This window comes from Pantoea sp. K16 (genome assembly GCF_048452805.1).
Taxonomy (GTDB): domain Bacteria; phylum Pseudomonadota; class Gammaproteobacteria; order Enterobacterales; family Enterobacteriaceae; genus Pantoea; species Pantoea agglomerans.
In genome coordinates, this window is the sequence record NZ_JBLWNV010000010.1 from 14,514 (window position 1) to 40,172 (window position 25,659).

Here is a 25,659-nt window from a genome sequence, read left to right on the forward strand (position 1 = left end):
ATCTTACAAACCAGATGCGAAAAAAAGGCGGGAGTGACACTCCCGCCCGGTGTTGAAGAGAAAATATCAGGCGCTTTGTGCAAAGGCAACTGCGCGCAGTGGCGTATCGCCCTTATAGAGACGCGCCTGCTGTAAGCCAACAAACAGACGCTCGCCGCGAATCGGCGCTGTCTGCTCACCTTCAAACACCACCGAAACCGGCTCGCTCTGCCAGCCGGCAGGCTGGACGACCAGCTGCCAGAAGTGTCCACGCGGGCTCACTTCCAGTACCTGTACCGGCAGCGGGGTTTCCAGACTGCTGCGGCGTGACACGTCGATTTCCCACGGACGCAGGAACAGCTCAACCGCGCCCTGGTGGGCCGAGGTATAGCCCAGCGGCCAGTGGTGCGCGCCAACATGGAACTGTGATCCCTGAATCTCGCCATCAAAGCGGTTCACTTCACCCAGGAATTCCAGCACAAAACGGGTCGCCGGATCGCGCCACACATCATCTGGCGTGCCGACCTGTTCAATATTGCCCTGACTCATCACCACCACGCGATCCGCGACTTCCATCGCCTCTTCCTGGTCGTGGGTGACAAACACACTGGTGAATTTCAGCTCTTCATGCAGCTGACGCAGCCAGCGGCGCAGCTCTTTACGCACCTGAGCATCCAGCGCGCCAAAGGGTTCATCCAGCAGCAGAATCTGCGGTTCAACCGCTAACGCACGCGCCAGCGCCACACGCTGTTTCTGGCCGCCCGACAGCTGTGCCGGGAAGCGATTCGCCAGATGAGCCAGCTGCACCATCTCCAGCAGACGGGTAACACGCTGTTTGATCTCCGCCGTTGAAGGACGCTCACGACGTGGCAGCACGGTCAGGCCAAAGGCGATGTTGTCGAATACCGTCATATGACGGAACAGCGCGTAGTGCTGGAAGACAAAACCGACCTGACGATCGCGAGCATGCAGGCGGCTGACATCGTTACCATGAAAACGGATTTGACCGCTGTTCTGATGCTCCAGCCCGGCAATAATGCGCAGCAGCGTGGTTTTACCCGAGCCTGATGGGCCAAGCAGCGCCACCATTTCACCCGAGGCAATATCCAGAGAGATATCGTTCAGCACCGATGTGCGACCAAAGGATTTGTTGATCTTGTTAATCTCAATGCTCATGATTTCCCTCCTGTTGCAGGCGTTTGTGCTGTTGCTCTAAACGCCACTGCACAATGCTTTTCAGAAACAGCGTCACAATTGCCATCAGGGTTAACAGGGCGGCCGCGGTGAACGCGCCAACGGTGTTGTAGTCCTGATGCAATAATTCAACCTGAAGCGGTAATGTGTAGGTCTCACCGCGAATCGATCCCGATACCACCGAGACCGCACCAAATTCACCAATCGCACGGGCGTTGGTCAGCACGATGCCATACAGCAGCGCCCAGCGAATGTTCGGCAGCGTTACGCGGCGGAACATCTGCCAGCCAGAGGCGCCCAGCAGCACCGCCGCTTCATCTTCGTGACTGCCCTGACTCAGCATCACCGGGACCAGTTCGCGCACCACAAACGGACAGGTCACAAACACCGTCGCCAGCACCATGCCAGGCCAGGCAAACATAATCTGGATGTTATGCGCATCCAGCCAGCCGCCTGCCGGGCCATTAACGCCCCAGAACAGCAGATACATCAGACCGGCCACGACCGGCGACACGGCAAAAGGAATATCAAACAGGGTCAGCAGCAACTGACGCCCCGGAAAGGTAAAGCGCGTCACCAGCCAGGCGAGCAGCGTGCCGAACACCAGGTTAACCGGTACGGTGATCAACGCCACCATCACGGTCAGCCAGATGGCATGCAGCATGTCCGGATCCGCCAGATTGCTGAGGGCGACAATCAGCCCCTGATTCAGCGCTTCCCAGAAGATGGAGGCCATCGGCACCACCAGCAGCAGAATCGAGATCAGCGCGCCGATACTAATCAGCAGCCACTTACCCCAGTTCACTGGCTGACGTGCAGCGTGATTAATCTGTGAAACCTCAGCCATTAGTGACCTCCCAGACGACGGCCAAAGCGGCTCTGTAATGTGTTAATCGCAAATAACAGAATCAGCGATGCCGCCAGGATCACCGAGGCGATGGCGCTGGCCGCCGGATAGTCGAACTCCTGCAGCCGGACAAAAATCATCAGTGAGGTGACTTCCGTTTTCCAGGCGATGTTACCGGCAATAAAGATCACCGCACCAAATTCACCCAGGCTGCGGGTAAAGGAGAGCGCAGTCCCGGCCAGCAGCGCCGGTGCCACTTCCGGCAACACGACGCGGCGGAAGCTCTGCCATGGCGTGGCACCCAGCGTTTCGGCCGCCTCTTCATACTCCGGGCCTAACTCTTCCAGCACCGGCTGTACGGTACGCACCACAAACGGAATGCTGGTAAAGGCCATGGCGATGGCGATACCAATCCAGGTATAGGAAATTTTGATGTCGAACTGAGCGAACCACTGTCCATACCAGCCGTTGACCGAAAAGAGTCCGGCCAGGGTCAGACCCGCCACCGCCGTAGGCAGTGCAAACGGCAGATCCATCAGGCCATCCAGCAGCGTCCGGCCCGGAAAACGGTAACGGGTCAGGATCCATGCCATCAGCATGCCGAACACCGCATTAAACAGTGAGGCGACGCCTGCAGAGAGCAGCGTTACTTTATAGGCGGCAATCAGCTGCGGATTGGTCACCACATCCCAGTACTGTTGCAGCGTCATCTGCGACAGCTGCATGATCACCGCGCTGATAGGCAGCAGCAGAATCAGACAGGTAAAGAGTAGGCTGGTGCCGAGGCTGAGACCAAAGCCGGGCAACACGCGTTTCTGGCTGGCTGCAAACATTATCCGCGCCCCGCCGCTAACAACTTATCAAGCTCACCGCCGCTGACGAAGTGCGTCTTCATCACCTTATCCCAGCCGCCAAACGCCTCTTCCACCCGGAACAGGTTGGTCTGCGGGAAGCGATCTTTCTGCTCCGCCATCAGCTGTGCATTGTTCACGCGATAGTAGTAGTGAGTAATAATATTCTGCGCTTCAGGCGTGTAGAGATAGTTCAGATAAGCGCTGGCCGCATCAGCGGTTTTATTGGTCGCGACGTTTTTATCCACCCATGCCACCGGAAACTCCGCCAGAATGTTGGTTTTCGGCACCACCACTTCATACTCATCTTTGCCGTACTGGTTGCGGATGTTATTCACTTCGGACTCAAAGCTAATTAATACGTCGCCCAGGCCACGCTCAGCAAAGGTCGTGGTCGCACCGCGACCGCCGGTGTCGAACACTTCAACGTTTTTCAGGAATTGCGTCATAAAGGCACGGGTTTTGGCCTGATCGCCCCCGTCCGCTTTATCCGCTGCGCCCCAGGCGGCCAGATAGGTATAGCGACCATTCCCGGAGGTTTTCGGATTCGGGAAAATCAGCTTCACATCACTGCGGGTCAAATCTGACCAGTCGTGAATCTGTTTTGGATTCCCTTTGCGCACCAGAAACGCCATGGTGGAGTAGAAAGGCGAGCTGTTATTCGGCAGACGGCTTTTCCAGTCTGCGGCAATCAGGTTGCCTTTATCGTGCAGCACCTGCACATCCGTAACCTGATTGTACGTGACGACATCCGCGCGCAGTCCCTGCAGGATAGCCAGCGCCTGCTTCGATGAACCGGCGTGCGACATCTTAATGGTCAGTGGATCGCCGGGATGGCTGGCATCCCACTGTTTAACGAAGGGAGCATTCAGGGCGACAAACAGCTCCCGCGACACATCGTAAGAGCTATTAAGAAGTTCAGTGGCATTGGCTGCGCCGGCCAGGCTCAGCGACAACGCGATACCGCTCACGATTTTTTTCATCGCTTGTAATGTCATTTGGCACCCTGAAAAAGATTGATGCGGATCTCACCCGCTGAGGCACCAGTTTATTTATAACTCAGTGAAAACCAGTAACGGTTTTATATATCGTTTGATGATTTCAAAGTCGAAAAAAGCATAAGACGACGGCACTGTTTATGCAGAAATCAGCAAAAGCCGATAGGGAGGAGGAACCCCGTGCCGTGCGCGCCGGCAAAGGTTTTGGGAGGCTCAGCGGCCGCCTGACGGGCGGCGCGCTGAAGACGAGGGATTAACGCTGCCAGACAATCTTGCTGATTTTCCAGCTTTTCAGCGTATCGTCCGAGGGCATTAATCCCTCTGGTCCATGCCAGTCACCCTGATAAACATAGGTCAGATGCTGACTGCCAGGCGCACGGCACGCCACGTCACGCGCATCGGTGCCGCTGGCTAAGGTGCAGTTGTCGAAGGCTTTGCTGAACTTATTACTGAAGAGATCACCCACTTTGCTGCCATCGCTGCTGGCGATTGCGCTGTCCATGACCTCAATACGTTCGACCTGCGACTGCCCGTAAATCACCAGCTTAACGTTGCCATCATCCAGCGCCTGCCAGAAAGAGACCACCTGACCATTCTGGCTGCGCATGCCCTGACGCAGGCTATAGTCACCGTTCAGTCCGGCATTAATCGCGTCCTCTTTCATGGCGGTCGAGGCAGTTAACCCACCCACACCCTGTTCTGTCGTGGTCAGCGAGGAACCGAACCAGTTCCACGGCAGCGCCGAAGACCAGTGATACGTCAGCGGATTCCACCAGCTTGCCTGCTGGCTGCTGTCAGCGCCGGAACCCGAACTGGCACAGCCGCTCAGTACAACCGCGGCGATCAGTAGCGTGGAACGAACAGCTTTCATGAGAACTCCTGTAAATGCGATGCCGGAAAGGCGGAACTGATTGGAGTCGCAAAGCGACAAAAAGTTTAGTGAAGATGATGTTCGGGCAGAAAGCAGTCGCGACAGCGGCGGCTGGATTGCAGCCAGATAAGCGCCAGCAGGTCAAAGAGCGTCAGCAGCAATGGCAGCGGTGAGGTGAGCAGATCGCCCTGCACAAACTGCATTCCCTGCCAGAGCAGATTCACCAGCAGCGACAGCGCCAGCACGCTGCGCCAGTGCTGCCAGAGTCGCGGCAGGCGGGTGCGATACCCGGTCAGCAGCAGGCCCGCCAGCGCCGGTAAACCCAGCGCAAGACCGATCCAGAACGCCTGACGATCCGGATAGAACAGCGCCAGCAGATCGTTGCCCTGCTGCCGTGACGCCCCGGCCATCACCAGCAGCAGCCAGGTCCGTGCCTGGAGTAACAGGATCAGCCAAAAAAGAAACGGCAGCCGCAGCTGCCCTCTGGCGTCATACTCGTCCGGCAGATAGCCCGGTGACGGCTTAGTATTCACGATCTTCGATCAGACGTTTACCAAACAGCAGCGCATCAACCGGCTCATAATCGAGCTTCTCATAGAACGCCACCACCTGATCATTCTCTTCGCGGATCATCAGATGCAGTTTCGGACAGCCGCGCGCGATAAGCTTCTTCTCCAGACGATTCATCAGCGCATTCGCAAAGCCGCGTCCCTGATAGTCGGGATGCACGGCCAGATAGTAAGCCGCGCCGCGATGGCCATCATAGCCGCCCATCAGTGTGCCCACGACCACGCCGCCCACTTCAGCGACCAGAAAGAGATCGGGGTCGTGATTCATTTTGCGTTCGATATCCAGCTCAGGATCGTTCCATGGCCGTAACAAATCGCAACGTTCCCATAAGGTGATCACTTCTTCAAAATCTTCCTGGCGGAAGGCGCGGATTTCCATCTTCTTTACCTGCAAATAAGCACAATTTGCTGATTATCACGCATTCTCTGCCGCACGCAACCCTCCATGACGGGCGACAAATAAAAAAGCGCAAATTTACTGTTCGCGACCTGCAATACAAAGTAATGCCCTGAAATGGTTCTGTGATCGCAGGCAGCAGCCCCTTAGGCTATAACACCGGCAAGATTCCTGTTACCGGACCCGCACATGCACCTGCTTAAACGTTTGATTCATCGCCGTCAGTTACTGCTTTCCGGGCTGGCTCTGGCCATTTTATCGCCGCGCGCGGTTCAGGCTAAAGAACAAGCCCTTACTGGTGCAAATCGTCACTCGCGCCCTGCCCCGCCCGCTAAGAACGGTAAACGTATCGTGATGATCGACCCCGGTCACGGCGGCATCGACTCCGGCGCCGTTGGCGAAGAGGGTTCCGAAGAGAAACACATCGTGCTGGAGATTGCCGGTAACGTGCAGCGTCAGCTACAGAGCCATCCGCGCATAGAAGTGCGTCTGACCCGCGACAGCGACCACTTTATTCCGCTCTATCAGCGGGTGGAGATCGCCCACCAGCACGGCGCAGATCTCTTTATGTCGATTCATGCCGACGGTTTTACCAGTCCCGATGCCAGCGGTGCCTCGGTGTTTGCGCTCTCTAATCGCGGTGCCAGTAGCTCGATGGCGCGTTATCTGTCACAGCGGGAGAACGATGCGGATAAGCTGGGTGGCGTGAAAGCGCAGCAGCAGGATCACTATCTGCAGCAGATCCTGTTCGATCTGGTGCAGACGGACACCATCAAAAACAGCCTGACGCTGGGCAAGCATGTACTGGATCAGATCCGCCCGGTTCATCATCTTCACAGCCAGCACACCGAGCAGGCTGCCTTTGCGGTACTCAAGTCACCGTCGATCCCCTCGGTGCTGGTCGAGACCTCCTTTATTACCAATCCGCGTGAAGAGCAGCTGCTTGGCACCACCGCGTTTCGCCAGAAAATCGCCTCGGCTATTGCCAGCGGCATCGTCAATTACTTTGATGAGTTTGATCGGCGCAACACCTGATGCGTGTCGCCGGTTCAGGCCGTGCGACTCGCTGCACTCATGCAAGCGGCGCGGTTTTGCGTATAATCGCGTCAGACTTTGACAAACCATAAGCGAAAAAATGGCTGATATTTCCCGCGTAAAAGCGTTCCTGCTCGCATTGCAGGATGAGATTTGTAACCAGCTGGCGGCTGAAGATGGCGGCGCAGCGTTTGCCGAAGATAGCTGGCAGCGTCCTGGCGGCGGCGGCGGTCAGAGCCGCGTGCTGCGCAACGGCGCGGTGTTTGAGCAGGCGGGCGTCAACTTTTCGCACGTGCATGGCGATCAGATGCCGGCATCCGCCACTGCACACCGGCCGGAGCTGGCGGGTCGCAGCTTTGAAGCGATGGGCGTGTCGCTGGTGATCCACCCGAACAATCCCTATGTGCCCACCAGCCACGCCAACGTGCGCTTTTTTATCGCGGAGAAACCGGGTGCCGATCCGGTCTGGTGGTTTGGTGGCGGATTTGACCTGACCCCTTTTTATGGCTTCGAAGAAGATGCGCTGCACTGGCACCAGACCGCCGCTGATCTCTGCCAGCCTTTTGGCGAGGATGTCTATCCGCGCTATAAAAAGTGGTGTGATGACTATTTCTATCTGAAGCATCGTGATGAGCAGCGCGGCATTGGCGGCCTCTTTTTTGACGATCTCAATACGCCCGACTTTGAGCAGAGCTTCAGCTTTATGCAGGCGGTAGGCCGCGGCTTTATGGATGCCTATCGGCCGATTGTGGCGCGCCGTAAAGATCACCCGTGGGGCGATCGTGAGCGCCAGTTCCAGCTCTATCGCCGTGGTCGCTATGTGGAGTTTAATCTGGTGTGGGACCGCGGCACGCTGTTTGGTCTGCAGACCGGCGGTCGCACTGAATCGATCCTGATGTCGATGCCCCCGCTGGTCCGCTGGGAATATGATTATCAGCCCGATGCCGACTCACCTGAAGCCGCCCTCTATCGCGATTTCCTGCCGGTGAAGAACTGGCTGAATCTGCCCGGCTGATCGTTTCTGCCGCTGCAGCGCGCGTCTCAACCCGCGCTGCGCTTACCTCTCGCCTGATCGGCCTCTTCTTTTTTACAGGGCACAGATTGCTACAGTGTGGCCTGCGTCATTCCTCCTGACTGCTATGCTTATGGGTGGAATATGGCGCACCCCACGGTTAACACCGCATGACGGCTCCTTCGCACCGCCTCGCAGCGCAACAATCAGAGAAACCGCATGTTCATCAGAAACTCTCTGTTGCAATGTTATGGGTTCGCGTTCCCGGTAGCAGAACATGCCACAGACCGGCTGCGAGGCCTGAGGTGCCCCCTGTTCGCTTTCATTTTTCTTTTCAAGGAGTTTAGAGATGAACCAGCTAGAAGCCCTAAAACAGTTCACCACCGTGGTGGCGGACAGTGGTGATATCGAATCGATTCGTAATTACCATCCGGAAGACGCCACCACCAACCCCTCACTCATTCTGAAAGCGTCCGGTCTCGAAGGGTATAAGCACCTGATGGATGACGCGATTGAGTACGCCAAAAAACAGGGCGGCAGCAAAGAGACGCAGATTATTAACGCCAGCGACAAAGTGGCGATCAACCTTGGTATGGAAATCCTGAAAAGCATACCGGGCCGTGTTTCGACCGAAGTGGATGCGCGCCTCTCCTTCGATCGTGGCATGTGTGTGACCAAAGCAGAAAAACTGATTCGGATGTATGAAGAGCACGGTATCGATCGCTCACGCGTACTGATTAAGCTGGCCTCGACCTGGGAAGGCATCCGCGCAGCGGAAGAGCTGGAGAAAAACGGCATTCAGTGCAACCTGACACTGCTCTTCTCCTTTGCTCAGGCGCGTGCCTGTGCCGAAGCGGGCGTGTTCCTGATCTCCCCGTTCGTTGGACGCATCTACGACTGGTATAACTCGCGCAAACCCATGGACCCCTACGTGGCAGATGAAGATCCGGGCGTGAAATCCGTGCGTCGCATCTACGATTACTACAAAAAGCATCGTTACAGCACCATCATCATGGGCGCCAGCTTCCGTAAAGTGGAGCAGATTATCGCGCTGGCAGGCTGCGACCGCCTGACCCTGTCACCTAACCTGCTGGAAGAGTTGCAGAACAGTGATGCGCCGCTTGAGCGCAAACTGGAGCCTTCAACTGAAGGTTTCCACCAGCCGTCGCCGCTCTCCGAGGCGGAGTTCCGTTGGGAACATAATCAGGATCCGATGGCAGTTGAAAAACTCTCTGACGGCATCCGCCAGTTCGCGGTTGACCAGCAGAAGCTGGAAGATGTGCTCGCCGCACGCCTGTAGTCTTTATTTTAGTCGGGCGGGACTTTCCCGCCCTGATGCATAACAAGGGAGAACTTTATGTCCTCACGCAGAGAGTTGGCAAACGCGATTCGTGCACTGAGCATGGATGCGGTACAGAAGGCAAATTCAGGCCACCCCGGTGCGCCAATGGGAATGGCCGATATCGCCGAAGTGTTGTGGCGCGACTTCCTCCAGCATAATCCGACCAATCCCGCCTGGCTTGATCGCGACCGCTTTATCCTCTCCAACGGCCACGGCTCGATGCTGCTTTATAGCCTGCTGCACCTGAGCGGTTATGACCTGCCGATTGAAGAGCTGAAAAATTTCCGTCAGCTGCACTCTAAAACGCCAGGTCACCCGGAAATCGGCTACACCCCAGGCGTTGAAACCACCACTGGCCCGCTGGGTCAGGGACTGGCTAACGCCGTGGGCTTAGCCATTGCAGAACGCACGCTGGCCGCGCAGTTTAACCGTCCGGATCATGAGATTGTCGATCACCACACCTATGTGTTTATGGGCGATGGCTGTCTGATGGAAGGCATCTCGCACGAAGTCTGTTCACTGGCGGGGACCCTGGGTCTCGGCAAACTGATCGGCTTCTATGACCATAACGGTATCTCGATCGATGGCGAGACCGAAGGCTGGTTTACTGACGACACCCATAAACGCTTTGAGTCCTACAACTGGCATGTGATTGGCGACATTGACGGCCATGACGCTGATGCCATTCGTGAGGCGATCAAAGAGGCGCAGAGCGTCACCGATAAGCCTTCACTGATTATCTGCCGCACTATTATCGGTTTCGGTTCGCCGAACAAAGCCGGTAAAGAGGAGTCGCACGGCGCGGCGCTGGGTGAGGCAGAAGTTGCCCTGACCCGCAAACAGCTCGGCTGGAACTATCCGGCGTTTGAAATCCCGGCTGAAATCTACCAGCAGTGGGATGCCAAAGCGGCGGGTGCTGAACGCGAAAAAGCCTGGGATGCAAAATTTGCGGCTTACAAAGAAGCCCATCCAGAGCTGGCGAAAGAGTATGAGCGCCGGATGAATGGCGAAATGCCCGCCAACTGGGAAACCGAAGCGACCCGGTTCATTCAGGAGTTGCAGGCTAACCCGCAGAAAATCGCCAGCCGTAAAGCGTCACAAAACTCGCTGGAAGCCTATGGCAAAATGCTGCCGGAGTTCCTCGGCGGTTCTGCTGACCTGGCACCGAGTAACCTCACCATCTGGTCTGGTTCTAAATCGATCAAAGAGGATCCGGCCGGTAACTATATTCACTACGGCGTGCGTGAATTTGGTATGACGGCGATTGGTAACGGTATCGCGCACCATGGCGGTTTCGTTCCCTACACCGCAACCTTCCTGATGTTTGTTGAATATGCGCGTAACGCCGCGCGTATGGCTGCACTGATGAAGGCACGACAGATTCTGGTCTACACCCATGACTCCATCGGTCTGGGCGAAGATGGCCCGACGCACCAGCCGGTAGAGCAGATCGCCAGCCTGCGTCTGACACCAAACATGAGCGTATGGCGTCCGTGCGATCAGGTCGAAACCGCTGTAGCGTGGAAAGCCGCCGTCGAACGTCATCACGGCCCGACAGCGCTGATCCTCTCGCGTCAGAATCTGCTGCAGCCGGAACGTACCCCGGAGCAGATCGAAAACATCAAACGCGGCGGCTACGTGCTTAAGGATTGCGACGGCACACCAGAAGTGATTCTGATCGCAACCGGTTCAGAGATTGAGATCACCCTGGGTGCAGCGGATAAGCTCACTTCAGGCGGTCACAAGGTGCGGGTGGTTTCACTGCCTTCTACTGACCTGTTTGATGCGCAGGATGCCGCTTACCGCGAATCCGTACTGCCGAGCGGCGTGAAAGCGCGTGTGGCGGTAGAAGCGGGTATTGCTGACTACTGGTTCAAGTATGTCGGTCTGGACGGTGCGATTGTCGGTATGACCACCTTTGGTGAATCCGCCCCGGCCAGTCAGCTGTTCCCGGAGTTTGGCTTCACGGTTGAGAATATCGTCAGCCACGCTGAAGCATTACTCAAGCCAGTTTAATGCTTATGCCCTTCCCGGCTCACCGGGAAGGGCCATTTCCACTTATAGCCTGATACATAAAAAAAACTCCATTCCCCTCTTCCCGCCCTGCGCAAACTCATTACTATAGAGCCGTCATACTTAATGCTGCCTGTGCGCTGGCTGTCCGTCTGTTCCTGCTGTTGTTCTGCCGGGATAACGCGGTTCTGTCCTGATGCATCCCGATGAGTGAAGGCAGATTTCCTCCGATTTTATAGCGAAGCCACTTCCGTTGAACATGCGCACACCCTATTTACTGGCCCTGATGGTTTCACTGCTTCCATTAAAAAGCATGGCGCAGGTCGCGCCCGATCCACTGCTGGCCTCTCAGATTGTTGATCGCTATGCGGAACATATCTTTTACGGCAGCGGTGCAACCGGCATGGCACTGGTGGCGATTGATGGCAATCAGCGGGTGTTCGCCAGCTTTGGTGAAACCCGTCCCGGCAACAATGTCCGTCCGCAGAAAGATTCGCTGATTCGCATCGCCTCGCTGAGTAAGCTGATGACAAGTGAAGTAATGGTGAAGCTGGCTGAGCGCGGACAGATCCGCCTCGACGATCCCCTGAGTAAATATGCGCCGCCGGGTTCACGCGTGCCCACCTACAATGGTCAGCCCATTCGCCTGATCAATCTCTCGACCCACACCAGCGGACTGCCGCGCGAACAGCCAGGCGGCAAAGCGCAGCGTCCGGTATTTGTCTGGCCGACCCGTGGTGAACGCTGGGCGTGGCTGTCGCGCGCTAACCTCAAAGCGGCGCCAGGCAGCAGTGCCGCCTACTCTAACCTGGGCTACGATCTGCTGGGTGATGCACTGTCGCGCGCCACCGGCAAACCCTATCCGGCGCTGTTTCAGCAGCTGATTACCCGCCCGCTCGGCATGAAGGACACGACGTTTACGCCTTCGCCAGAGCAGTGCGGACGCCTGATGGTGGCGGAAAAAGGGGCCAGTCCGTGCAATAACACCCTGGCGGCGATTGGCAGCGGCGGTGTTTACTCCACGCCGGATGATATGGGCCGCTGGATGCAGCAGTTCCTTAACTCTTCGGTTAACCACCGCACGCCGCAGATCGATCGACTGCAGACGCTGATCTATCGTCGCGATCAGCTGAGCAAAGTAGAAGGCATGGATGTGCCGGGTAAAGCAGATGCGCTGGGGATGGGCTGGGTCTTTATGGGGCCGAAAAATGGTCGCCCTGGCATTATTCAGAAAACCGGCGGCGGCGGCGGTTTCATCACCTATATGGCGATGGTGCCGCAGCATAACGTGGGGGTATTTGTGGTGGTGACCCGCTCGCCGCTGACCCGCTTTACGCCAATGAGCGACGGCGTGAATAATATGCTGGCCGAACTGGTCGGTAATCAGCTTGGCTCACCGATGATGGTGCAGGCGATTCGTTAACGCTGCTGTACGCCACCGTCAGACTGGCTGACCCACAGGGTTGGCCAGTCATCACTGCTGTGCCAGGCATCACAGGTCGACTCTTCCGCATACTCCGCTAACACAAAACGCGTGCCATCAAACTGCCAGCGTGTGGCACTGCCGCAGTCACCCAATCCACGTCCTTTACCAAAGGTGTAGAGCTGGCCGCTGGCCGCATCATATTCGGCGTTAATCAGCTCAAGCTGTCGATCACTGGCACCTGGCGGGGTAAACGGCAGAGTTAAGGTGATGCCGCGCGCGACATACGGCTGGCTGCGCGTCACTTCAAACGCCAGATCGATCACGTTATAAGCCCCCATTTCACAACTCACCAGCAGCAGCGCGCGCTGATCGGTGAGTGGCGCCACGCTGACTTCACGGCGCAGTGGATCGAGTGAGCAGGAGTCGGTATTGACCCGCCAGGTGCCGTAATCAATTAATCCGCTGGTCTCATCGCGCGTCAATGCCGCGGGTGGCTCCACAGCAGGCGGCAGTGGCGGCAGCGCAGGCGGCGGCGGAACATCCCAGCTGGCGCGATCGCCACGTTTAATCCATGCGCTCATGCTGTTGACCCGCCCCTGGGTGTCATCCATCAGCAACAGCGCGGCCTTCATGCCGCGCAGGGAGATCAGCGCATTGGGATCGAAAGTGAGCTGAAGGGTTTTCGCCTCCATCACCAGATCAAGAAACTCATCAATTGCGATGGCATTGCTGGTGGCGAGATGATGCGGTTCAACCGTCCAGTGTTTGAGGTCGGGTTTCAGACGGCGCTGATCCAGTAGCAGGTTATCCTGAAGCGAACCGCCAGGCAGCGCGCCACTGTAGGCACTGCCGTAGTCGATTCGCAGCAAGGGGCGATCGTTGACGCCCGCATGCCGCGAAATCGTCATCACTAACCCTTTGTCGCCCGGAATATTGCGCGCCACGCAAAAGGCTTCATTGTTGCAGGTGATTTGCCAGTCGTTGAATGACTTTTGCAACGGTTCCGCCTGAACACAGGCAACCCACAGAGACGGCAACAGCCACAGCGATTTCATCCAATACGACATTAAGAAAATCGATCCCCGAATACCCAGAGTGGAGAGGATAGCGCATCAACGGGCCTGCCAGGGTTCCCATTCTGTGAACCTGTGCAAAAAGCGCAGTTAACTGCTTAAAAAGCGTGCATGAAAAGTGGATTATGCTTCACTTTCCACGCTCAACGCCGTCACGCTGCAACAGGCTAACTGCATGATTTTTTATGGTATCAGCCAGCCAGCAATCTGCGCATGCTGCAACAGCATGACGGTTTTGCCGTCGCGAATGCGGCCATCGGCGACCATCGCCAGCGCATCAGGGAAAGGCAGTTCCAGCACGTCGATCGACTCATCTTCAACGCCGCCGCCCGCATTGTCGCGCAGCGATTCATTATATTCCGCTGCGAAAAAGTGGATCAATTCAGTGACGCCGCCCGGCGACATATAGCAGGCATAGAGTTTCTCCACCTCGCCCACCGCATAACCGGTCTCCTCAATCGCCTCTTTGCGAATGCAATCTTCCGGAGAGTCGTTGTCCAGCAAGCCGGCACAGGCTTCAATTAACATGCCGCCCTCGTTACCGTTGACGTAAGTGGCGATACGGAACTGGCGCGTCAGGACCACGCTGTTCTTTTCACGGTTATAGAGCAGGATGGTCGCCCCGTTTCCGCGATCGTAGACTTCACGTTTATGGCGGATAACCTCGCCACGACCATCGGTGATCTCATAGGTGTAGTTACGCAGCACAAACCAGTTTTCGGACAGGAGCTTATCTTTGATGATGTTGATCTTAAACGACATGAGGACTCCGCTACCGCTTAAAGGGAGCCTTTCATCATAGGGGCAAGCTTGCGGGAAAACTATCTTAATTCTCGCGGTGAATGAGGCGGTTTACGCCAAAAAAAAGCCAGCCCGAAGGCTGGCCTGATTGCTGCTGCGCTTATCAGCGCGAGGTGTCGTCAGCCAGTCGGGTCGGCTGAGGCTCCTCTTCGTGATGATCCTGTTCGGTCTCAGCTATGGCGTGAACACGCTTACGCACGCCAAACCATCCCAGCACCAGCAATACCGCGATCAGCGGAATGGAGGCGATGGTGTAAGTCCCGTTCGGGTAGTCAAACGCCATCAGCACCAGCACGCTGAACAGGAACAGCAGCGTCAGCCATGAGGTAAACGGCGCGCCTGGCAGCTTGAAGCTGACATCATCCGCCTTGCCCTCTTTAATCGCTTTGCGCAGACGCAGCTGACAAACCACGATAAAGGCCCAGGAGGAGATAATCCCCAGCGAGGCGACGTTCAGGACGATCTCAAACACCTGAGAAGGCACATAGTAGTTAAGCACCACACCAATCACATAGACGGCGATGGTCACCAGAATACCGGCATAAGGCACCTGCTGACCGTTCATCTTAGACATGAATTTCGGTGCAGAGCCACCCATCGACATGGAGCGCAGAATACGCCCGGTTGAGTAGAGGCCCGAGTTCAGGCTGGAGAGCGCCGCACTCAGCACCACGATATTCATGATGCTGCCAACGTAAGGCACGCCCAGCTTCGAGAAGAAGGTAACAAACGGACTCTGACCCGCCTGATAGGCGTTCCACGGCAGCAGCAGCACCAGCAGGACCACGGAGCCAACGTAGAACAGGCCGATACGCCAGATCACGCTATTGATCGCTTTCGGCAGCATGGTTTTCGGGTCTTTACATTCGCCGGCCGCCGTACCTACCAGTTCGATAGAGGCAAAGGCGAACACTACACCCTGAATCAGCACCAGCGCAGGCAGTAAGCCGTGCGGGAACATGCCACCGTTATCGGTGATCAGATGGAAGCCGGTACTGTTGCCATCCAGCGGTTTGCCGGTGCCAAGGAATACCACGCCCACTACCAGGAAGATCACTATCGCCAGCACTTTCACCAGCGCGAACCAGAACTCCATCTCGGCAAACCACTTTACGCCGATCATGTTCATGGTGCCGACAATCGCCAGCGCGCCCAGGGCGAACACCCACTGTGGCACATCACCAAACGCGCCCCAGTAGTGCATGTAGAGCGCGACGGCGGTGATATCGACGATGCCGGTCATTGCCCAGTTGACGAAGTACATCCAGCCCGCCACGTAGGAGGCTTTCTCACCCAGGAATTCACGGGCGTAGGAGACGAAGCTGCCGCTGCTGGGACGGTGTAACACCAGTTCGCCCAGCGCACGCAGAATAAAGAAGGAGAAGATGCCACACACCAGATAGATGATGGCTAAGGCGGGGCCAGCAGCCTGCAAACGGCCACCTGCGCCCAGGAACAAACCGGTACCGATGGCACCGCCGATCGCAATCATCTGTACGTGACGGTTACCCATCGCCTTCTGGTAGCCGGCGTCATGAGAGTTGAGCCAGCGTCGTTTCGCAGCGCGCATCTCGCCTGGGGTTTTGTTTTTAGATTTCATAGCATTCCTGTTTGTCCTGACTATCAGTCGTCGCCCCCATTTCAGGCGTAATGCCCTGTGAAATGGGGTATTTTCCTCTGTGCGTTTGCCTGTGAGTGAGTGCCAGGCAGCGCGGGAATTTACGGCGATGAATCCTACCCGTTCTGCAAGAACGAAGCAAAATATACCGGGCAGATGCACAGGCTGATTTGTAAGAATCCATCCTGATGCACAAAAACAAAAAAACCGGCCATTTTCAGGCCGGTAAAAGCTACAGGGATGGAAACAGGAGGGTTGGGTTAGCGATAAATCTCTGCGGTGCCGCTCCACAGGCTGGAGTCGCCTGGGTTATCGACACCGATAACGCGGTAATGGCTGGCGCCCATCTCTTCCGCTTTTTGCGACAGCTGGCGATTCGCATCGTCCAGCGAGCCGCGAACACCGGAAACCGAAACGCTACCGATGCTCTGCATACTCTGCGCCTGCGAATGATCGACCGGCGCGGCGGCGAAAGTGGCAAATGAGGCGGTAGCCAGTAATGCGCCCGCCAGGACAGCATTCAGCTTTTTCATTGGATGCTCCTTAATCTGTGATCGGGGTTGAGTTGATGACTGGATGAATTATTAGCGCTGCAATGAAAAGCAACATCGGGACGATGTAAACCTGTTCCTTTTTTAAGCGTTGAACAGCAGCACGTCCTGGGAACTGTCAGTTGCGGTCATTTTATGTGCGATGTGTAACGTCCTGTGCGATAAACAGGGAATGGATCATTTGCGTTACGTTAATGCGCTCTTATAATTCCCGCACTCTCAACAGGGCCATTCATGTGATTGTTAAACGTTCCGTAACTCAAAGCATCGCTCAGGCGCTCAGCGCCATTGTCCTGCTGTCGCTGCTCACCACCGGTCTGGCATTAGTCACGCTCCTGAGCAGCCAGCGCGACGCGGAGGCGATCAATCTGGCGGGTTCACTGCGCATGCAGAGCTATCGCATGGCCTGGGATGCCAGCCGTCAGCCGCAAAATCTGGCTCATCATCTGGCGCGCTATCAGCAAACGCTGGATGCCTCGGTGCTGCAGAAACTTGATCGGCCCTGGGTACCCCGTGAAGTAAGTGTTCGCTATCAACGGCTGCGTGCCGCCTGGCCCTCGCTGCAGCAACAGTTGCAACAGGGCGATACCGTGGCTTATCAGCAGCAGGTGCCGATCTACGTCGGTGAAATCGATCGCTTTGTGCTGGGTCTGCAACGCTATACCGAGTTGAAAATGCATCTGGTGGCCGCCAGCAGCCTGGTGGGGGTCATTGCGATTGTGGCGCTGGCACTGATGACGATTCGCTTTACCCGACTGCAGGTGGTGCGCCCGCTTAATGCGCTGGTCACCGCCAGTCGCTACGTAGAGAGCGGCAACTTTGCTTTTCCGCCGCTGCATGTTGAGCAGCAGAATGAACTGCGGGTGCTGTCGCATGCCTTCAGCGGCATGGCGGCACGGCTGCATTCGCACTACCAGCTGCTGGAAAGCACGGTGCGCGCCAAAACAGAAGATTTAACCCAGGCTAATCGCACGCTGTCGCTACTCTATGACAGCTCACAAATGCTGACCGCCAGCCCGCTGCATCCGGCACTGTTTGAAGCCGTGTTAACCAATGTACTGACGCGCGAGAAACTGACGGCGATCCGGCTCGACAGCGACCAGTTTCAGTTTCGTGCCGGTGATGATCAGGCAGCCGGTCAGTGGCAACGTCTGCCGTTACAGCAGGACGAGCAGCAGATTGGCGAGCTGCGCTGGCAGACAGCTGGTGCCTCGCCTCCGGATGAACTGATGCGCAGCCTGGCGGCGATGCTGGGACGGGCTATCTGGATCTGGCAGGCACAGCAGCAGTATCAGCAGATGCTGCTGATTGAAGAGCGCACGACCATTGCCCGGGAATTACATGACTCGCTGGCGCAGTCGCTCTCGTTTTTACGCATTCAGCTGACCCTGCTGCGCCGCGCCGTTGATAAAGACGATAGCGCCGCCCATACCATTATCGCGGACTTCGATCAGGCGCTGGCCGAGGCCTATCGTCAGCTGCGTGAGCTGCTGACCACTTTCCGTCTGACCATTGAGCAGGCGGATCTGGTGGCGGCCATGCAGGCGATGATCGCCTCGCTGCAGGAGAAGAGCAGTGCAGAGATACACTTTAACTATCAGACCGGCCTGCAGAGTCTGGAAGCACAACAGCAGGTGCATGTGTTGCAGATCGTCCGTGAGGCGCTGCTGAATGCGATTCGTCACGCCAGTGCGCAGGTTATCCGGGTGGATTATCAGCACAGTGAAAAAGGTGAGCACTTACTGACGATTACGGATGATGGCGTGGGGATGAACAGCACTGACGAACCGCCGGGCCATTACGGCCTGACTATTATGGCGGAGCGCGCTCAGCGCCTGAGCGGCCATCTGACCCTCCACGCACAGCCACGGGGTACCAGGGTGGAGTTGCGCTTTCCACCGCAACCGGCGCGCCCGCTGGAATAGCAGGCCAGAGCGGGTCTTAATTTATTAAAATAATCTATCGGTTTGCGACCGCGGACTATTCGATACAGAACAGGGTGTTGTCCCTGAACAATACCGTCTGATCTGCCGCAGTCTGAAACCAATGCAACGGAGAAAATATGCAACAGCCCGCATTAACATTGATGATTGTGGATGACCACCCGCTGATGCGCCGCGGTGTCCGTCAGCTGCTGGCGCTGGATCCCCGGCTGGAGGTGATCGCCGAAGCCAGCAACGGCACTGAAGCGCTGGCGGAGGCCCGCCATCAGGAACCGGACATCATTCTGCTCGACCTGAATATGAAAGGCATGTCCGGACTGGATACGCTGAAGGCGCTGCGCCATGAAGGGATCAGTTCGCGCATTCTGGTGCTGACCGTTTCTGACGCCCGCAGCGATATTTTTGCCATGGTGGATGCCGGTGCTGACGGCTATCTGCTCAAGGACAGCGAGCCGGAGGTCCTGCTGGCGCATATCCTGCAGGCATCGCGAGGCGAAAAGGTCTTCAGCGAGGGCGTCACCCGCTATCTGGCTAATCGCCAGCACAGTGCCGATCCTCTGCGTCAGCTCACCGAGCGCGAACGGGATGTGCTGCAGGAGGTGGCGCGTGGCCTGTCGAATAAAGAGGTTGCCGCTATTCTGCATATCTCTGAAGAGACGGTAAAAGTGCACATTCGCAACCTGCTGCGGAAACTGGATGTCCGCTCACGCGTCGCCGCCACGGTGATGTGGCTTGAAAGCCGCAAATAGCCAACGAATTTACATTTTCTCCTCAATTTCTCCACGATTTCCCCCGCTGCCGCACGTAGAGTAAACGGCGGCGGAGAATCATGGCAAAGACCCGCCGAGTTTCCTGCCAGAGCGCCCGTTGCTGGTGGGCCTGACCAACGATAAAAGTAGTGAGGAGTGTCGATTTAATGTCGAATTTCTTTATCGACCGCCCTATCTTTGCCTGGGTTCTGGCGATTCTGCTGTGCCTGTGTGGCACGCTTTCGATTATTTCGCTGCCTATTGAACAGTACCCCGATCTGGCACCGCCCAACGTGCGCATCACCGCTAACTATCCGGGCGCATCCGCCCAGACGCTGGAAAACACCGTTACCCAGGTGATCGAGCAGAACATGACCGGCATCGATAATCTGATGTACATGTCCTCTAACAGCAGCAACACCGGCCAGGCACAGATCACCCTCACCTTTACCGCCGGGACCAATCCCGATGAAGCCCGTCAGCAGGTACAGAACCAGCTGCAATCCGCACTGCGTAAATTGCCACAGGCGGTGCAGTCTCAGGGTGTGACCGTCAATAAAACCGGTGACAGTAATATTCTGATGGTGGCATTCGTTTCAACCGACGGTAGCATGGATAAGCAGGATATTTCAGACTATGTCGCCAGTAATATTCAGGATCCGCTAAGCCGTATTGATGGCGTCGGCCAGGTTGACGCTTACGGCTCGCAATATGCGATGCGTATCTGGCTCGATCCCAATAAACTGATCGCCTATTCGCTGACCACGGAAGATGTGGTCAGTGCGATCCAGTCGCAGAACACCCAGGTTGCCGTGGGTCAGGTGGGTGGCCTGCCGTCGGTAGAGAAACAGGCGCTTAACGCCACGGTCAACGCCCAGTCGATGCTGCAGACCCCTGAGCAGTTCCGGGCGATTACCCTGAAGAACAATCCCGATGGTTCGGTGGTGACGCTGGGCGATGTCGCCAGCGTGGCGCTGGGCGCTGAGAAGTATGATTATCTGAGTCGTTACAACGGCCAGCCCGCGTCAGGCCTGGGGGTGAAGCTGGCGTCCGGTGCCAACGAGATGAACACCGATAAGCTGGTGCGGGCGCGCATTGAGGAGCTGTCCCACTACTTCCCGCACGGTCTGGAAGCAAAAATCGCCTATGAAACCTCCCCTTTCGTTAAAGCGTCAATCACCGATGTGGTGAAGACGCTGCTGGAAGCGATTGTGCTGGTATTTGGCGTGATGTACCTGTTTATGCAGAACTTCCGCGCCACCTTAATTCCTACTATTGCAGTGCCGGTGGTACTGTTCGGCACCTTCAGCGTGCTCTATGCCTGCGGGTTCAGCATCAATACCCTGACCATGTTTGCCATGGTGCTGGCAATCGGGCTGCTGGTGGATGATGCCATCGTGGTGGTGGAAAACGTTGAACGTATCATGCATGAAGAGGGACTCTCGCCGCGTGCCGCCACCCGAAAATCGATGGGCCAGATTCAGGGCGCGCTGGTGGGTATCGCGCTGGTGCTCTCTGCGGTGTTTGTGCCGATGGCGTTTTTCGGCGGCACCGTCGGCGCCATCTACCGTCAGTTCTCAATTACCATTGTGTCGGCGATGGTGCTGTCGGTGCTGGTGGCGATGATCCTGACACCGGCGCTCTGTGCCACGCTGCTCAAACCCGTGGCGCAGGGCGAGCAGCCTGAGCGTCGCGGCTTCTTCGGCTGGTTCAATCGTCACTTTAATCGCAATGCTGACCGCTACGAGCGCGGGGTCGCGGGTATCCTGCGCAAGGGTGGTCGCTGGCTGCTGCTCTATCTCGGCATCATCGGCCTGATGGCCTTTCTGTTTCTGCGTCTGCCGACGTCGTTTCTGCCGCTGGAAGATCGCGGCGTATTCCTGACGCAGGTTCAGCTTCCGGCAGGCGCGACACTTGAGCAAACTGCCAGCGTCGTCGCCAAAGTTGAAAACTATTATCTCACCGAGGAGAAAGCCAATGTGCTGTCGGTCTTCTCCACCATCGGCGCAGGTCCGGGCGGCAATGGACAAAACGTGGCGCGTCTGTTTGTGCGGCTGAAAGACTGGGAAGCGCGGCCCGGTGCCGATCGCACCTCGTTCGCGATTATCGATCGCGCGACGAAGGCATTTCAGAAGATCAAAGAGGGCCGGGTGATTGCCAGCAGCCCGCCAGCCATCACCGGCATGGGCAGCAGCTCCGGCTTTGACCTGCAACTGCAGGATCACGCGGGCGTCGGTCATACCCAACTGATGGCGATGCGTGACAAACTGCTGGAGATGGCGGGCAATGACAACGCGCTGTCGCGGGTACGGCACAATGGACTGGATGACAGCCCGCAGCTGCAGATCGATGTTGATGCACGTAAAGCGCAGGCGCTGGGCGTGTCGCTGGATACCATCAACGACACCCTGACCACCGCGTGGGGTTCCAGCTACGTGAATGACTTCCTGGATCGTGGCCGGGTGAAGAAGGTCTATGTGCAGGCTGCCGCTGAATTCCGCATGCTGCCAGACGACATCAACAAATGGTACGTGCGCAATAGCAGCGGCAAAATGGTGCCCTTCTCCGCGTTTGCCACCAGCCGCTGGGAGACCGGTTCCCCACGTCTTGAACGCTACAATGGCTATTCGTCGCTGGAGATTGTCGGCGAAGCGGCCAGTGGCGTCAGCAGTGGCACGGCGATGAATGAGATGGAAAAACTGGTTAATGCCCTGCCCCTGGGCGTCGGGTTCCAGTGGACCGGTGCCTCTTATCAGGAGCGGCTCTCCGGTTCGCAGGCACCGGCACTTTATGCGATTTCGCTGCTGGTGGTCTTTCTCTGCCTGGCCGCGCTGTATGAAAGCTGGTCGATCCCGTTCTCGGTGATGCTGGTAGTGCCGCTGGGCGTGGTCGGGGCGCTGATCGCCACCTGGATGCGTGGGCTGGAAAATGACGTCTATTTCCAGGTTGGCCTGCTGACGGTAGTGGGGTTATCCGCCAAAAACGCCATCCTGATTGTAGAATTTGCTAATGAGATCAACAGCCGTGGACGCGAGCTGGTGGAATCTACGCTGGAGGCATCGCGTCAGCGCCTGCGGCCGATTCTGATGACCTCGCTGGCCTTTATCTTTGGTGTACTGCCCATGGCGATCAGCAGCGGAGCGGGCTCCGGCAGCCAGCATGCCGTGGGAACCGGTGTGATGGGCGGAATGATCTCTGCCACACTGCTGGCGATCTTTTTTGTGCCGCTGTTCTTTGTGCTGGTACGCCGCCGCTTCCCGCTCAAAGAGAAGCCGCTCGACTAAGTAGAGGCGCAAATAAAAAGCGGTCACTGATATCAGTGGCCGCCTTATTTCTGTGTGTGGTAAGAATTCCAGCAAGCGGGATTAACCTGCTTTTTTCTTCGCGCGTTACTTGTTGCGTAACATCGCTTCGATAAATTCTTTCCAGGTTCCCATTTCGGTGTCAATCATAATGCCCTCTCTTATTGTGCTGGCAATGTTACGCTCTTTTTTTATACAGGTGAATACGTTTACACCTGTTATATCTATCGGCATACGCCATAAAAACATGAATGTTGCTGGTTTTGCAAGCTGACGCACACTTCAGCAACTCCTTAACCCCGTTGAAAATAATTTATTTTAAACCCAGCGGTAGACTATTTTATCAACATGGCGAAATTCCTAAGCTCTTATTGGTAAGCAGAGTAATGGTTAGCTGCGAAATTGATAGCGTTTACCCGATGCCGGACGATGACCTTGCTGCCGTGCTCTGTGGCCCGATTCCCGCGCCTGTGCAGATGCCGCAACGGATCACACTATGGTAAACTCGCACTTTGGCTGCTTTTTTCAGCTTTCACTTCTCACAGGACAATAAGGATCGGGCAATGAGCACGCAGTGGGTGATGTTCGGGATTAAAAATTGCGACACCATAAAAAAAGCCCGGCGCTTTTTAACAGACGCAGGCGTTGACTATCACTTCCACGACTACCGTGCGGATGGCCTGAACGATGCCCTGCTGCAGGAGTTTATCGATGCACTGGGTTATCAGGCTCTGCTTAACACCCGGGGCACCACCTGGCGTAAATTGCCTGAGAGTGATCGCGACGCGGTTACCGATGCCAGCAGCGCCAAAGCGCTGATGCTGGCGCATCCCGCCATGATTAAGCGTCCGCTGTTGCGCGCCCCGGATGGCGCCCTGCTCGCCGGTTTCAGCGAAGCCACCTATCAGAATGCTATCCAGGAGAAGTCATAATATGTTTTGCCCGGTCATTGAGCTGACGCAGCAGCTTATTCGTCGCCCCTCTCTCAGCCCCGATGATGCCGGATGTCAGGCTCTGCTGATCGCCCGTCTTGAAGCTATTGGCTTTAAGATTGAAACGATGAACATCGACGACACCCTGAATTTCTGGGCCACCCGTGGCGAAGGTGAAACGCTGGCGTTTGCCGGTCACACCGATGTGGTGCCGCCTGGCGATGCCAGCCGCTGGATTAATCCGCCGTTTGAACCCACCATCCGCGACGGTATGCTGTTCGGTCGCGGCGCGGCCGACATGAAAGGATCGCTGGCGGCAATGGTGGTGGCTGCCGAACGTTTTGTTGCAGTGCGTCCCAATCACCGAGGGCGACTCGCCTTTATGATTACCTCTGATGAAGAGGCCAGCGGGGCCAACGGCACGGTTAAAGTGGTTGAGCGGCTGATGGCGCGCCGCGAACGGCTCGACTATTGCCTGGTCGGCGAGCCCTCCAGCACGGAAGTGGTGGGTGATGTAGTGAAAAATGGCCGTCGCGGCTCAATCACCGCTAACCTGATGGTGCATGGCGTGCAGGGCCACGTCGCCTATCCGCATCTGGCGGATAACCCGGTTCACCGGGCGATGCCAGCGCTGAATGAGCTGGTCGCGACCGAGTGGGATCAGGGGAATGAGTTCTTTCCGGCGACCAGCATGCAGATTGCCAACGTCCAGGCGGGTACCGGCAGTAACAATGTGATCCCCGGCGAGCTGTTTGTGCAGTTTAACTTCCGCTTCAGCACCGAACTCACCGATGAGATGATTCGTCAGCGGGTCGCTGAGCTGCTGGATCGTCACCAGTTGCGTTACACCATTGAGTGGAAACTCTCTGGCCAGCCCTTCCTGACCACGCGCGGTAAGCTGGTTGATGCCGTCGTGAAAGCTGTAGCGCACTATAATGAAATTAAGCCGCAGCTGCTGACCACGGGCGGAACCTCCGATGGCCGCTTTATTGCCCGGATGGGTGCACAGGTGGTGGAACTGGGGCCAGTGAATGCCACCATTCATAAAATCAATGAGTGTGTGAAAGCCTCCGACCTGCAGATGCTGAGCCGGATGTACCAACGCATCATGGAACAACTGATCGCCTGACGGCGGTTTTAAGGAGCAGCAAATGGAATTTATTAAAGATTACTGGTGGATCCTGGTGATCCTGCTGATGGTTGGCGTGCTGATGAACGTTTATAAAGATCTGAAACGCATCGATCATAAAAAATTTATGGATAACAAACCTGGCCTGCCGCCGCATCGTGATTTTAACGATAAATGGGATGACGACGACAACTGGCCGAAGAAGAAGTAAACGAAAAATCCCCTGCTATGCAGGGGCTTTTTTATGGTTCTTCACAAAGTCAGCTCTCATCAGCGTTAAGATCGAGCTTGCGCAGGGGCTTTTTTACATCATCACGATAACATCATCGTCACCCGGTTTTGCGCCGCTTAACGCCTCATCAAAGTAGCGTTTTGGCACCGTATAACGCAGATGATTCAGCGCCAGCTCCATGCTGCGGTGATCGATGGCGTGTTCCAGATCGTCAACGATATCCAGGGTAACATCGCCACCGCAGGCGGTCAGCCGATGCTCCGCCTGCTGCGCATGGTGCAGCGGGACCTGCTCATCATAATCACCGTGGATCAGGTGAATGGTGGTGCGGGTACTGGCCTTCTCCGGCAGGGTAATAAACCGGCCATTAAACACCACCGCGCGGCCCGCCAGATCCGGATGCGCCTTAACCCCTTCCAGCACCATACTGCCGCCCTGCGAAAAGCCGATTAACGCTGTCGCTTCCGGCCGCACGCTGCTCTTTTTTTGCCAGTGACGCACAGACCCAACAAACTGCGGCATGGCCGCATCAACCCGCTGCTGGACGGTCTGATCGTGCAGGTCGGTTTCGCCGAACCACTGACGACTCGCACCAGGCGAGCCGACGGACACCACCAGCGCGTCGGGAAACGTTCGGGCAAACCAGTTGCCAATCTCGCCCATTGAATCCGGGTTATCGCCAACGCCATGGTAGAGCAGAAACAGCTGTGCTGTGGTGGCAGGCTGTTGAACGATTACATATTTCAGTGTCATGTTGACCTCCTGTGTTCACTCTACGCCGCCTGGCATAAAATC

24 protein-coding genes are annotated in these 25,659 nt (G+C 56.6%); 11 read left to right on the plus strand and 13 right to left on the minus strand.

Annotation, left to right across the window (positions count from 1 at the left end; translation table 11 throughout):
- Positions 1–66: 66 nt before the first annotated feature.
- The 7 genes from cysA to ACK13D_RS14090 all read right to left on the minus strand — a co-directional run bounded on the left by cysA (position 67) and on the right by ACK13D_RS14090 (position 5,688).
- A complete protein-coding gene (gene cysA, locus ACK13D_RS14060; protein ID WP_033758582.1) occupies positions 67–1,155 on the minus strand; it encodes a sulfate/thiosulfate ABC transporter ATP-binding protein CysA in 1,089 nt (362 codons plus the stop codon).
- Positions 1,145–2,020, minus strand: a complete 876-nt coding sequence (cysW, locus tag ACK13D_RS14065) for a sulfate/thiosulfate ABC transporter permease CysW (protein ID WP_010259929.1) — start codon at positions 2,018–2,020, stop codon at positions 1,145–1,147. The genes cysA and cysW overlap by 11 nt, the downstream gene beginning before the upstream one ends.
- Positions 2,020–2,853, minus strand: a complete 834-nt coding sequence (cysT, locus tag ACK13D_RS14070; RefSeq protein WP_010259932.1) for a sulfate/thiosulfate ABC transporter permease CysT — start codon at positions 2,851–2,853, stop codon at positions 2,020–2,022. The genes cysW and cysT overlap by 1 nt, the downstream gene beginning before the upstream one ends.
- Positions 2,853–3,869 carry a sulfate ABC transporter substrate-binding protein gene (locus ACK13D_RS14075; RefSeq protein WP_033769723.1) on the minus strand — a complete coding sequence of 339 codons (1,017 nt, stop codon included), beginning with the start codon at positions 3,867–3,869 and terminating at the stop codon, positions 2,853–2,855. Before ACK13D_RS14075 ends, cysT begins: the two co-directional genes overlap by 1 nt.
- 253 nt (positions 3,870–4,122) lie before the next feature.
- Positions 4,123–4,740 carry an RpoE-regulated lipoprotein gene (locus tag ACK13D_RS14080; protein ID WP_418796665.1) on the minus strand — a complete coding sequence of 206 codons (618 nt, stop codon included), beginning with the start codon at positions 4,738–4,740 and terminating at the stop codon, positions 4,123–4,125.
- Positions 4,741–4,805: 65 nt separating this feature from the next.
- A complete protein-coding gene (locus ACK13D_RS14085) occupies positions 4,806–5,273 on the minus strand; it encodes a DUF2919 family protein (protein WP_010259942.1) in 468 nt (155 codons plus the stop codon).
- The gene (locus ACK13D_RS14090) at positions 5,263–5,688 is read right to left on the minus strand and encodes a GNAT family acetyltransferase (RefSeq protein ID WP_003848834.1); all 426 of its coding nucleotides are present in this window, start codon (positions 5,686–5,688) and stop codon (positions 5,263–5,265) included. Before ACK13D_RS14090 ends, ACK13D_RS14085 begins: the two co-directional genes overlap by 11 nt.
- A gap of 207 nt (positions 5,689–5,895) precedes the next feature.
- On the opposite strand from ACK13D_RS14090, the gene amiA reads away from it, so the two are divergent.
- The 5 genes from amiA to ampH all read left to right on the plus strand — a co-directional run bounded on the left by amiA (position 5,896) and on the right by ampH (position 12,531).
- Positions 5,896–6,741, plus strand: coding sequence for an N-acetylmuramoyl-L-alanine amidase AmiA (gene amiA / locus ACK13D_RS14095; RefSeq protein ID WP_418796669.1), 846 nt, complete (start codon positions 5,896–5,898; stop codon positions 6,739–6,741).
- A 100-nt stretch (positions 6,742–6,841) separates the two neighbouring features.
- On the plus strand, positions 6,842–7,756 hold the full coding sequence (gene hemF / locus ACK13D_RS14100) for an oxygen-dependent coproporphyrinogen oxidase (protein WP_418796670.1): 915 nt from the start codon (positions 6,842–6,844) through the stop codon (positions 7,754–7,756).
- Between the two features lie 346 nt (positions 7,757–8,102).
- Positions 8,103–9,053: a transaldolase gene (tal, locus tag ACK13D_RS14105; RefSeq protein WP_010259954.1), complete on the plus strand. Its 951-nt coding sequence runs from the start codon at positions 8,103–8,105 to the stop codon at positions 9,051–9,053.
- A gap of 57 nt (positions 9,054–9,110) precedes the next feature.
- On the plus strand, positions 9,111–11,111 hold the full coding sequence (gene tkt / locus ACK13D_RS14110; RefSeq protein WP_010259958.1) for a transketolase: 2,001 nt from the start codon (positions 9,111–9,113) through the stop codon (positions 11,109–11,111).
- A gap of 256 nt (positions 11,112–11,367) precedes the next feature.
- Complete coding sequence (ampH, locus tag ACK13D_RS14115; protein WP_010259962.1) at positions 11,368–12,531, plus strand: D-alanyl-D-alanine-carboxypeptidase/endopeptidase AmpH; 1,164 nt, start codon at positions 11,368–11,370, stop codon at positions 12,529–12,531.
- Here ampH and ACK13D_RS14120 read toward each other — a convergent pair.
- The 4 genes from ACK13D_RS14120 to ACK13D_RS14135 form a co-directional block, all read right to left on the minus strand.
- Positions 12,528–13,601 (minus strand): DUF1176 domain-containing protein, encoded by a 1,074-nt coding sequence (locus ACK13D_RS14120; RefSeq protein WP_418796673.1) that lies wholly within the window; start codon positions 13,599–13,601, stop codon positions 12,528–12,530. The genes ampH and ACK13D_RS14120 overlap by 4 nt on opposite strands.
- A 189-nt stretch (positions 13,602–13,790) precedes the next feature.
- Positions 13,791–14,369, minus strand: a complete 579-nt coding sequence (gene nudK, locus ACK13D_RS14125) for a GDP-mannose pyrophosphatase NudK (protein WP_187508227.1) — start codon at positions 14,367–14,369, stop codon at positions 13,791–13,793.
- A gap of 142 nt (positions 14,370–14,511) precedes the next feature.
- Positions 14,512–16,008, minus strand: a complete 1,497-nt coding sequence (gene ansP, locus ACK13D_RS14130) for an L-asparagine permease (RefSeq protein WP_010259970.1) — start codon at positions 16,006–16,008, stop codon at positions 14,512–14,514.
- A 278-nt stretch (positions 16,009–16,286) separates the two neighbouring features.
- Entirely contained in the window at positions 16,287–16,559 is a 273-nt protein-coding gene (locus ACK13D_RS14135; RefSeq protein ID WP_418796674.1) for a YdgH/BhsA/McbA family protein, read from the minus strand.
- A 254-nt stretch (positions 16,560–16,813) separates the two neighbouring features.
- On the opposite strand from ACK13D_RS14135, the gene narQ reads away from it, so the two are divergent.
- The 3 genes from narQ (at position 16,814) to acrD (ending at position 22,553) form a co-directional block, all read left to right on the plus strand.
- Complete coding sequence (gene narQ, locus ACK13D_RS14140; protein WP_418796675.1) at positions 16,814–18,502, plus strand: nitrate/nitrite two-component system sensor histidine kinase NarQ; 1,689 nt, start codon at positions 16,814–16,816, stop codon at positions 18,500–18,502.
- Positions 18,503–18,639: 137 nt separating this feature from the next.
- On the plus strand, positions 18,640–19,269 hold the full coding sequence (gene narL / locus ACK13D_RS14145) for a two-component system response regulator NarL (protein WP_010259976.1): 630 nt from the start codon (positions 18,640–18,642) through the stop codon (positions 19,267–19,269).
- 167 nt (positions 19,270–19,436) lie between these two features.
- Positions 19,437–22,553, plus strand: coding sequence for a multidrug efflux RND transporter permease AcrD (acrD, locus tag ACK13D_RS14150; protein WP_187515044.1), 3,117 nt, complete (start codon positions 19,437–19,439; stop codon positions 22,551–22,553).
- Positions 22,554–22,658: 105 nt separating this feature from the next.
- On the opposite strand, the gene ACK13D_RS14155 is transcribed toward acrD, so the two are convergent.
- The gene (locus ACK13D_RS14155) at positions 22,659–22,850 is read right to left on the minus strand and encodes a hypothetical protein (protein ID WP_010259981.1); all 192 of its coding nucleotides are present in this window, start codon (positions 22,848–22,850) and stop codon (positions 22,659–22,661) included.
- Positions 22,851–23,134: 284 nt separating this feature from the next.
- On the opposite strand from ACK13D_RS14155, the gene ACK13D_RS14160 reads away from it, so the two are divergent.
- From ACK13D_RS14160 to ACK13D_RS14170, 3 genes are read left to right on the plus strand one after another with little or no spacing between them, the layout of a single operon-like run.
- Entirely contained in the window at positions 23,135–23,503 is a 369-nt protein-coding gene (locus ACK13D_RS14160) for an ArsC family reductase (protein WP_033788105.1), read from the plus strand.
- 1 nt (position 23,504) lies between these two features.
- On the plus strand, positions 23,505–24,632 hold the full coding sequence (gene dapE / locus ACK13D_RS14165; RefSeq protein WP_010671351.1) for a succinyl-diaminopimelate desuccinylase: 1,128 nt from the start codon (positions 23,505–23,507) through the stop codon (positions 24,630–24,632).
- A gap of 22 nt (positions 24,633–24,654) precedes the next feature.
- Entirely contained in the window at positions 24,655–24,843 is a 189-nt protein-coding gene (locus ACK13D_RS14170; protein WP_418796676.1) for a YpfN family protein, read from the plus strand.
- A 93-nt stretch (positions 24,844–24,936) separates the two neighbouring features.
- Here the strand turns inward: ACK13D_RS14170 and ypfH are convergent, their stop codons facing one another.
- On the minus strand, positions 24,937–25,617 hold the full coding sequence (gene ypfH / locus ACK13D_RS14175) for an esterase (RefSeq protein ID WP_010259992.1): 681 nt from the start codon (positions 25,615–25,617) through the stop codon (positions 24,937–24,939).
- Positions 25,618–25,659: the final 42 nt, after the last annotated feature.

Coding starts and splice junctions, on each gene's coding strand:
- cysA (WP_033758582.1), bottom strand. CDS start 1,155: ATGAGCATTGAGATTAACAAGATCAACAAATCCTTTGGTCGCACATCG.
- ypfH (WP_010259992.1), bottom strand. CDS start 25,617: ATGACACTGAAATATGTAATCGTTCAACAGCCTGCCACCACAGCACAG.
- ansP (WP_010259970.1), bottom strand. CDS start 16,008: ATGAAATCTAAAAACAAAACCCCAGGCGAGATGCGCGCTGCGAAACGA.
- ACK13D_RS14120 (WP_418796673.1), bottom strand. CDS start 13,601: ATGTCGTATTGGATGAAATCGCTGTGGCTGTTGCCGTCTCTGTGGGTT.
- ACK13D_RS14075 (WP_033769723.1), bottom strand. CDS start 3,869: ATGACATTACAAGCGATGAAAAAAATCGTGAGCGGTATCGCGTTGTCG.
- cysT (WP_010259932.1), bottom strand. CDS start 2,853: ATGTTTGCAGCCAGCCAGAAACGCGTGTTGCCCGGCTTTGGTCTCAGC.
- ampH (WP_010259962.1), top strand. CDS start 11,368: ATGCGCACACCCTATTTACTGGCCCTGATGGTTTCACTGCTTCCATTA.
- ACK13D_RS14135 (WP_418796674.1), bottom strand. CDS start 16,559: ATGAAAAAGCTGAATGCTGTCCTGGCGGGCGCATTACTGGCTACCGCC.
- hemF (WP_418796670.1), top strand. CDS start 6,842: ATGGCTGATATTTCCCGCGTAAAAGCGTTCCTGCTCGCATTGCAGGAT.
- cysW (WP_010259929.1), bottom strand. CDS start 2,020: ATGGCTGAGGTTTCACAGATTAATCACGCTGCACGTCAGCCAGTGAAC.
- acrD (WP_187515044.1), top strand. CDS start 19,437: ATGTCGAATTTCTTTATCGACCGCCCTATCTTTGCCTGGGTTCTGGCG.
- amiA (WP_418796669.1), top strand. CDS start 5,896: ATGCACCTGCTTAAACGTTTGATTCATCGCCGTCAGTTACTGCTTTCC.
- nudK (WP_187508227.1), bottom strand. CDS start 14,369: ATGTCGTTTAAGATCAACATCATCAAAGATAAGCTCCTGTCCGAAAAC.
- tkt (WP_010259958.1), top strand. CDS start 9,111: ATGTCCTCACGCAGAGAGTTGGCAAACGCGATTCGTGCACTGAGCATG.
- ACK13D_RS14160 (WP_033788105.1), top strand. CDS start 23,135: ATGAGCACGCAGTGGGTGATGTTCGGGATTAAAAATTGCGACACCATA.
- ACK13D_RS14170 (WP_418796676.1), top strand. CDS start 24,655: ATGGAATTTATTAAAGATTACTGGTGGATCCTGGTGATCCTGCTGATG.
- ACK13D_RS14090 (WP_003848834.1), bottom strand. CDS start 5,688: ATGGAAATCCGCGCCTTCCGCCAGGAAGATTTTGAAGAAGTGATCACC.
- dapE (WP_010671351.1), top strand. CDS start 23,505: ATGTTTTGCCCGGTCATTGAGCTGACGCAGCAGCTTATTCGTCGCCCC.
- tal (WP_010259954.1), top strand. CDS start 8,103: ATGAACCAGCTAGAAGCCCTAAAACAGTTCACCACCGTGGTGGCGGAC.
- narL (WP_010259976.1), top strand. CDS start 18,640: ATGCAACAGCCCGCATTAACATTGATGATTGTGGATGACCACCCGCTG.
- ACK13D_RS14080 (WP_418796665.1), bottom strand. CDS start 4,740: ATGAAAGCTGTTCGTTCCACGCTACTGATCGCCGCGGTTGTACTGAGC.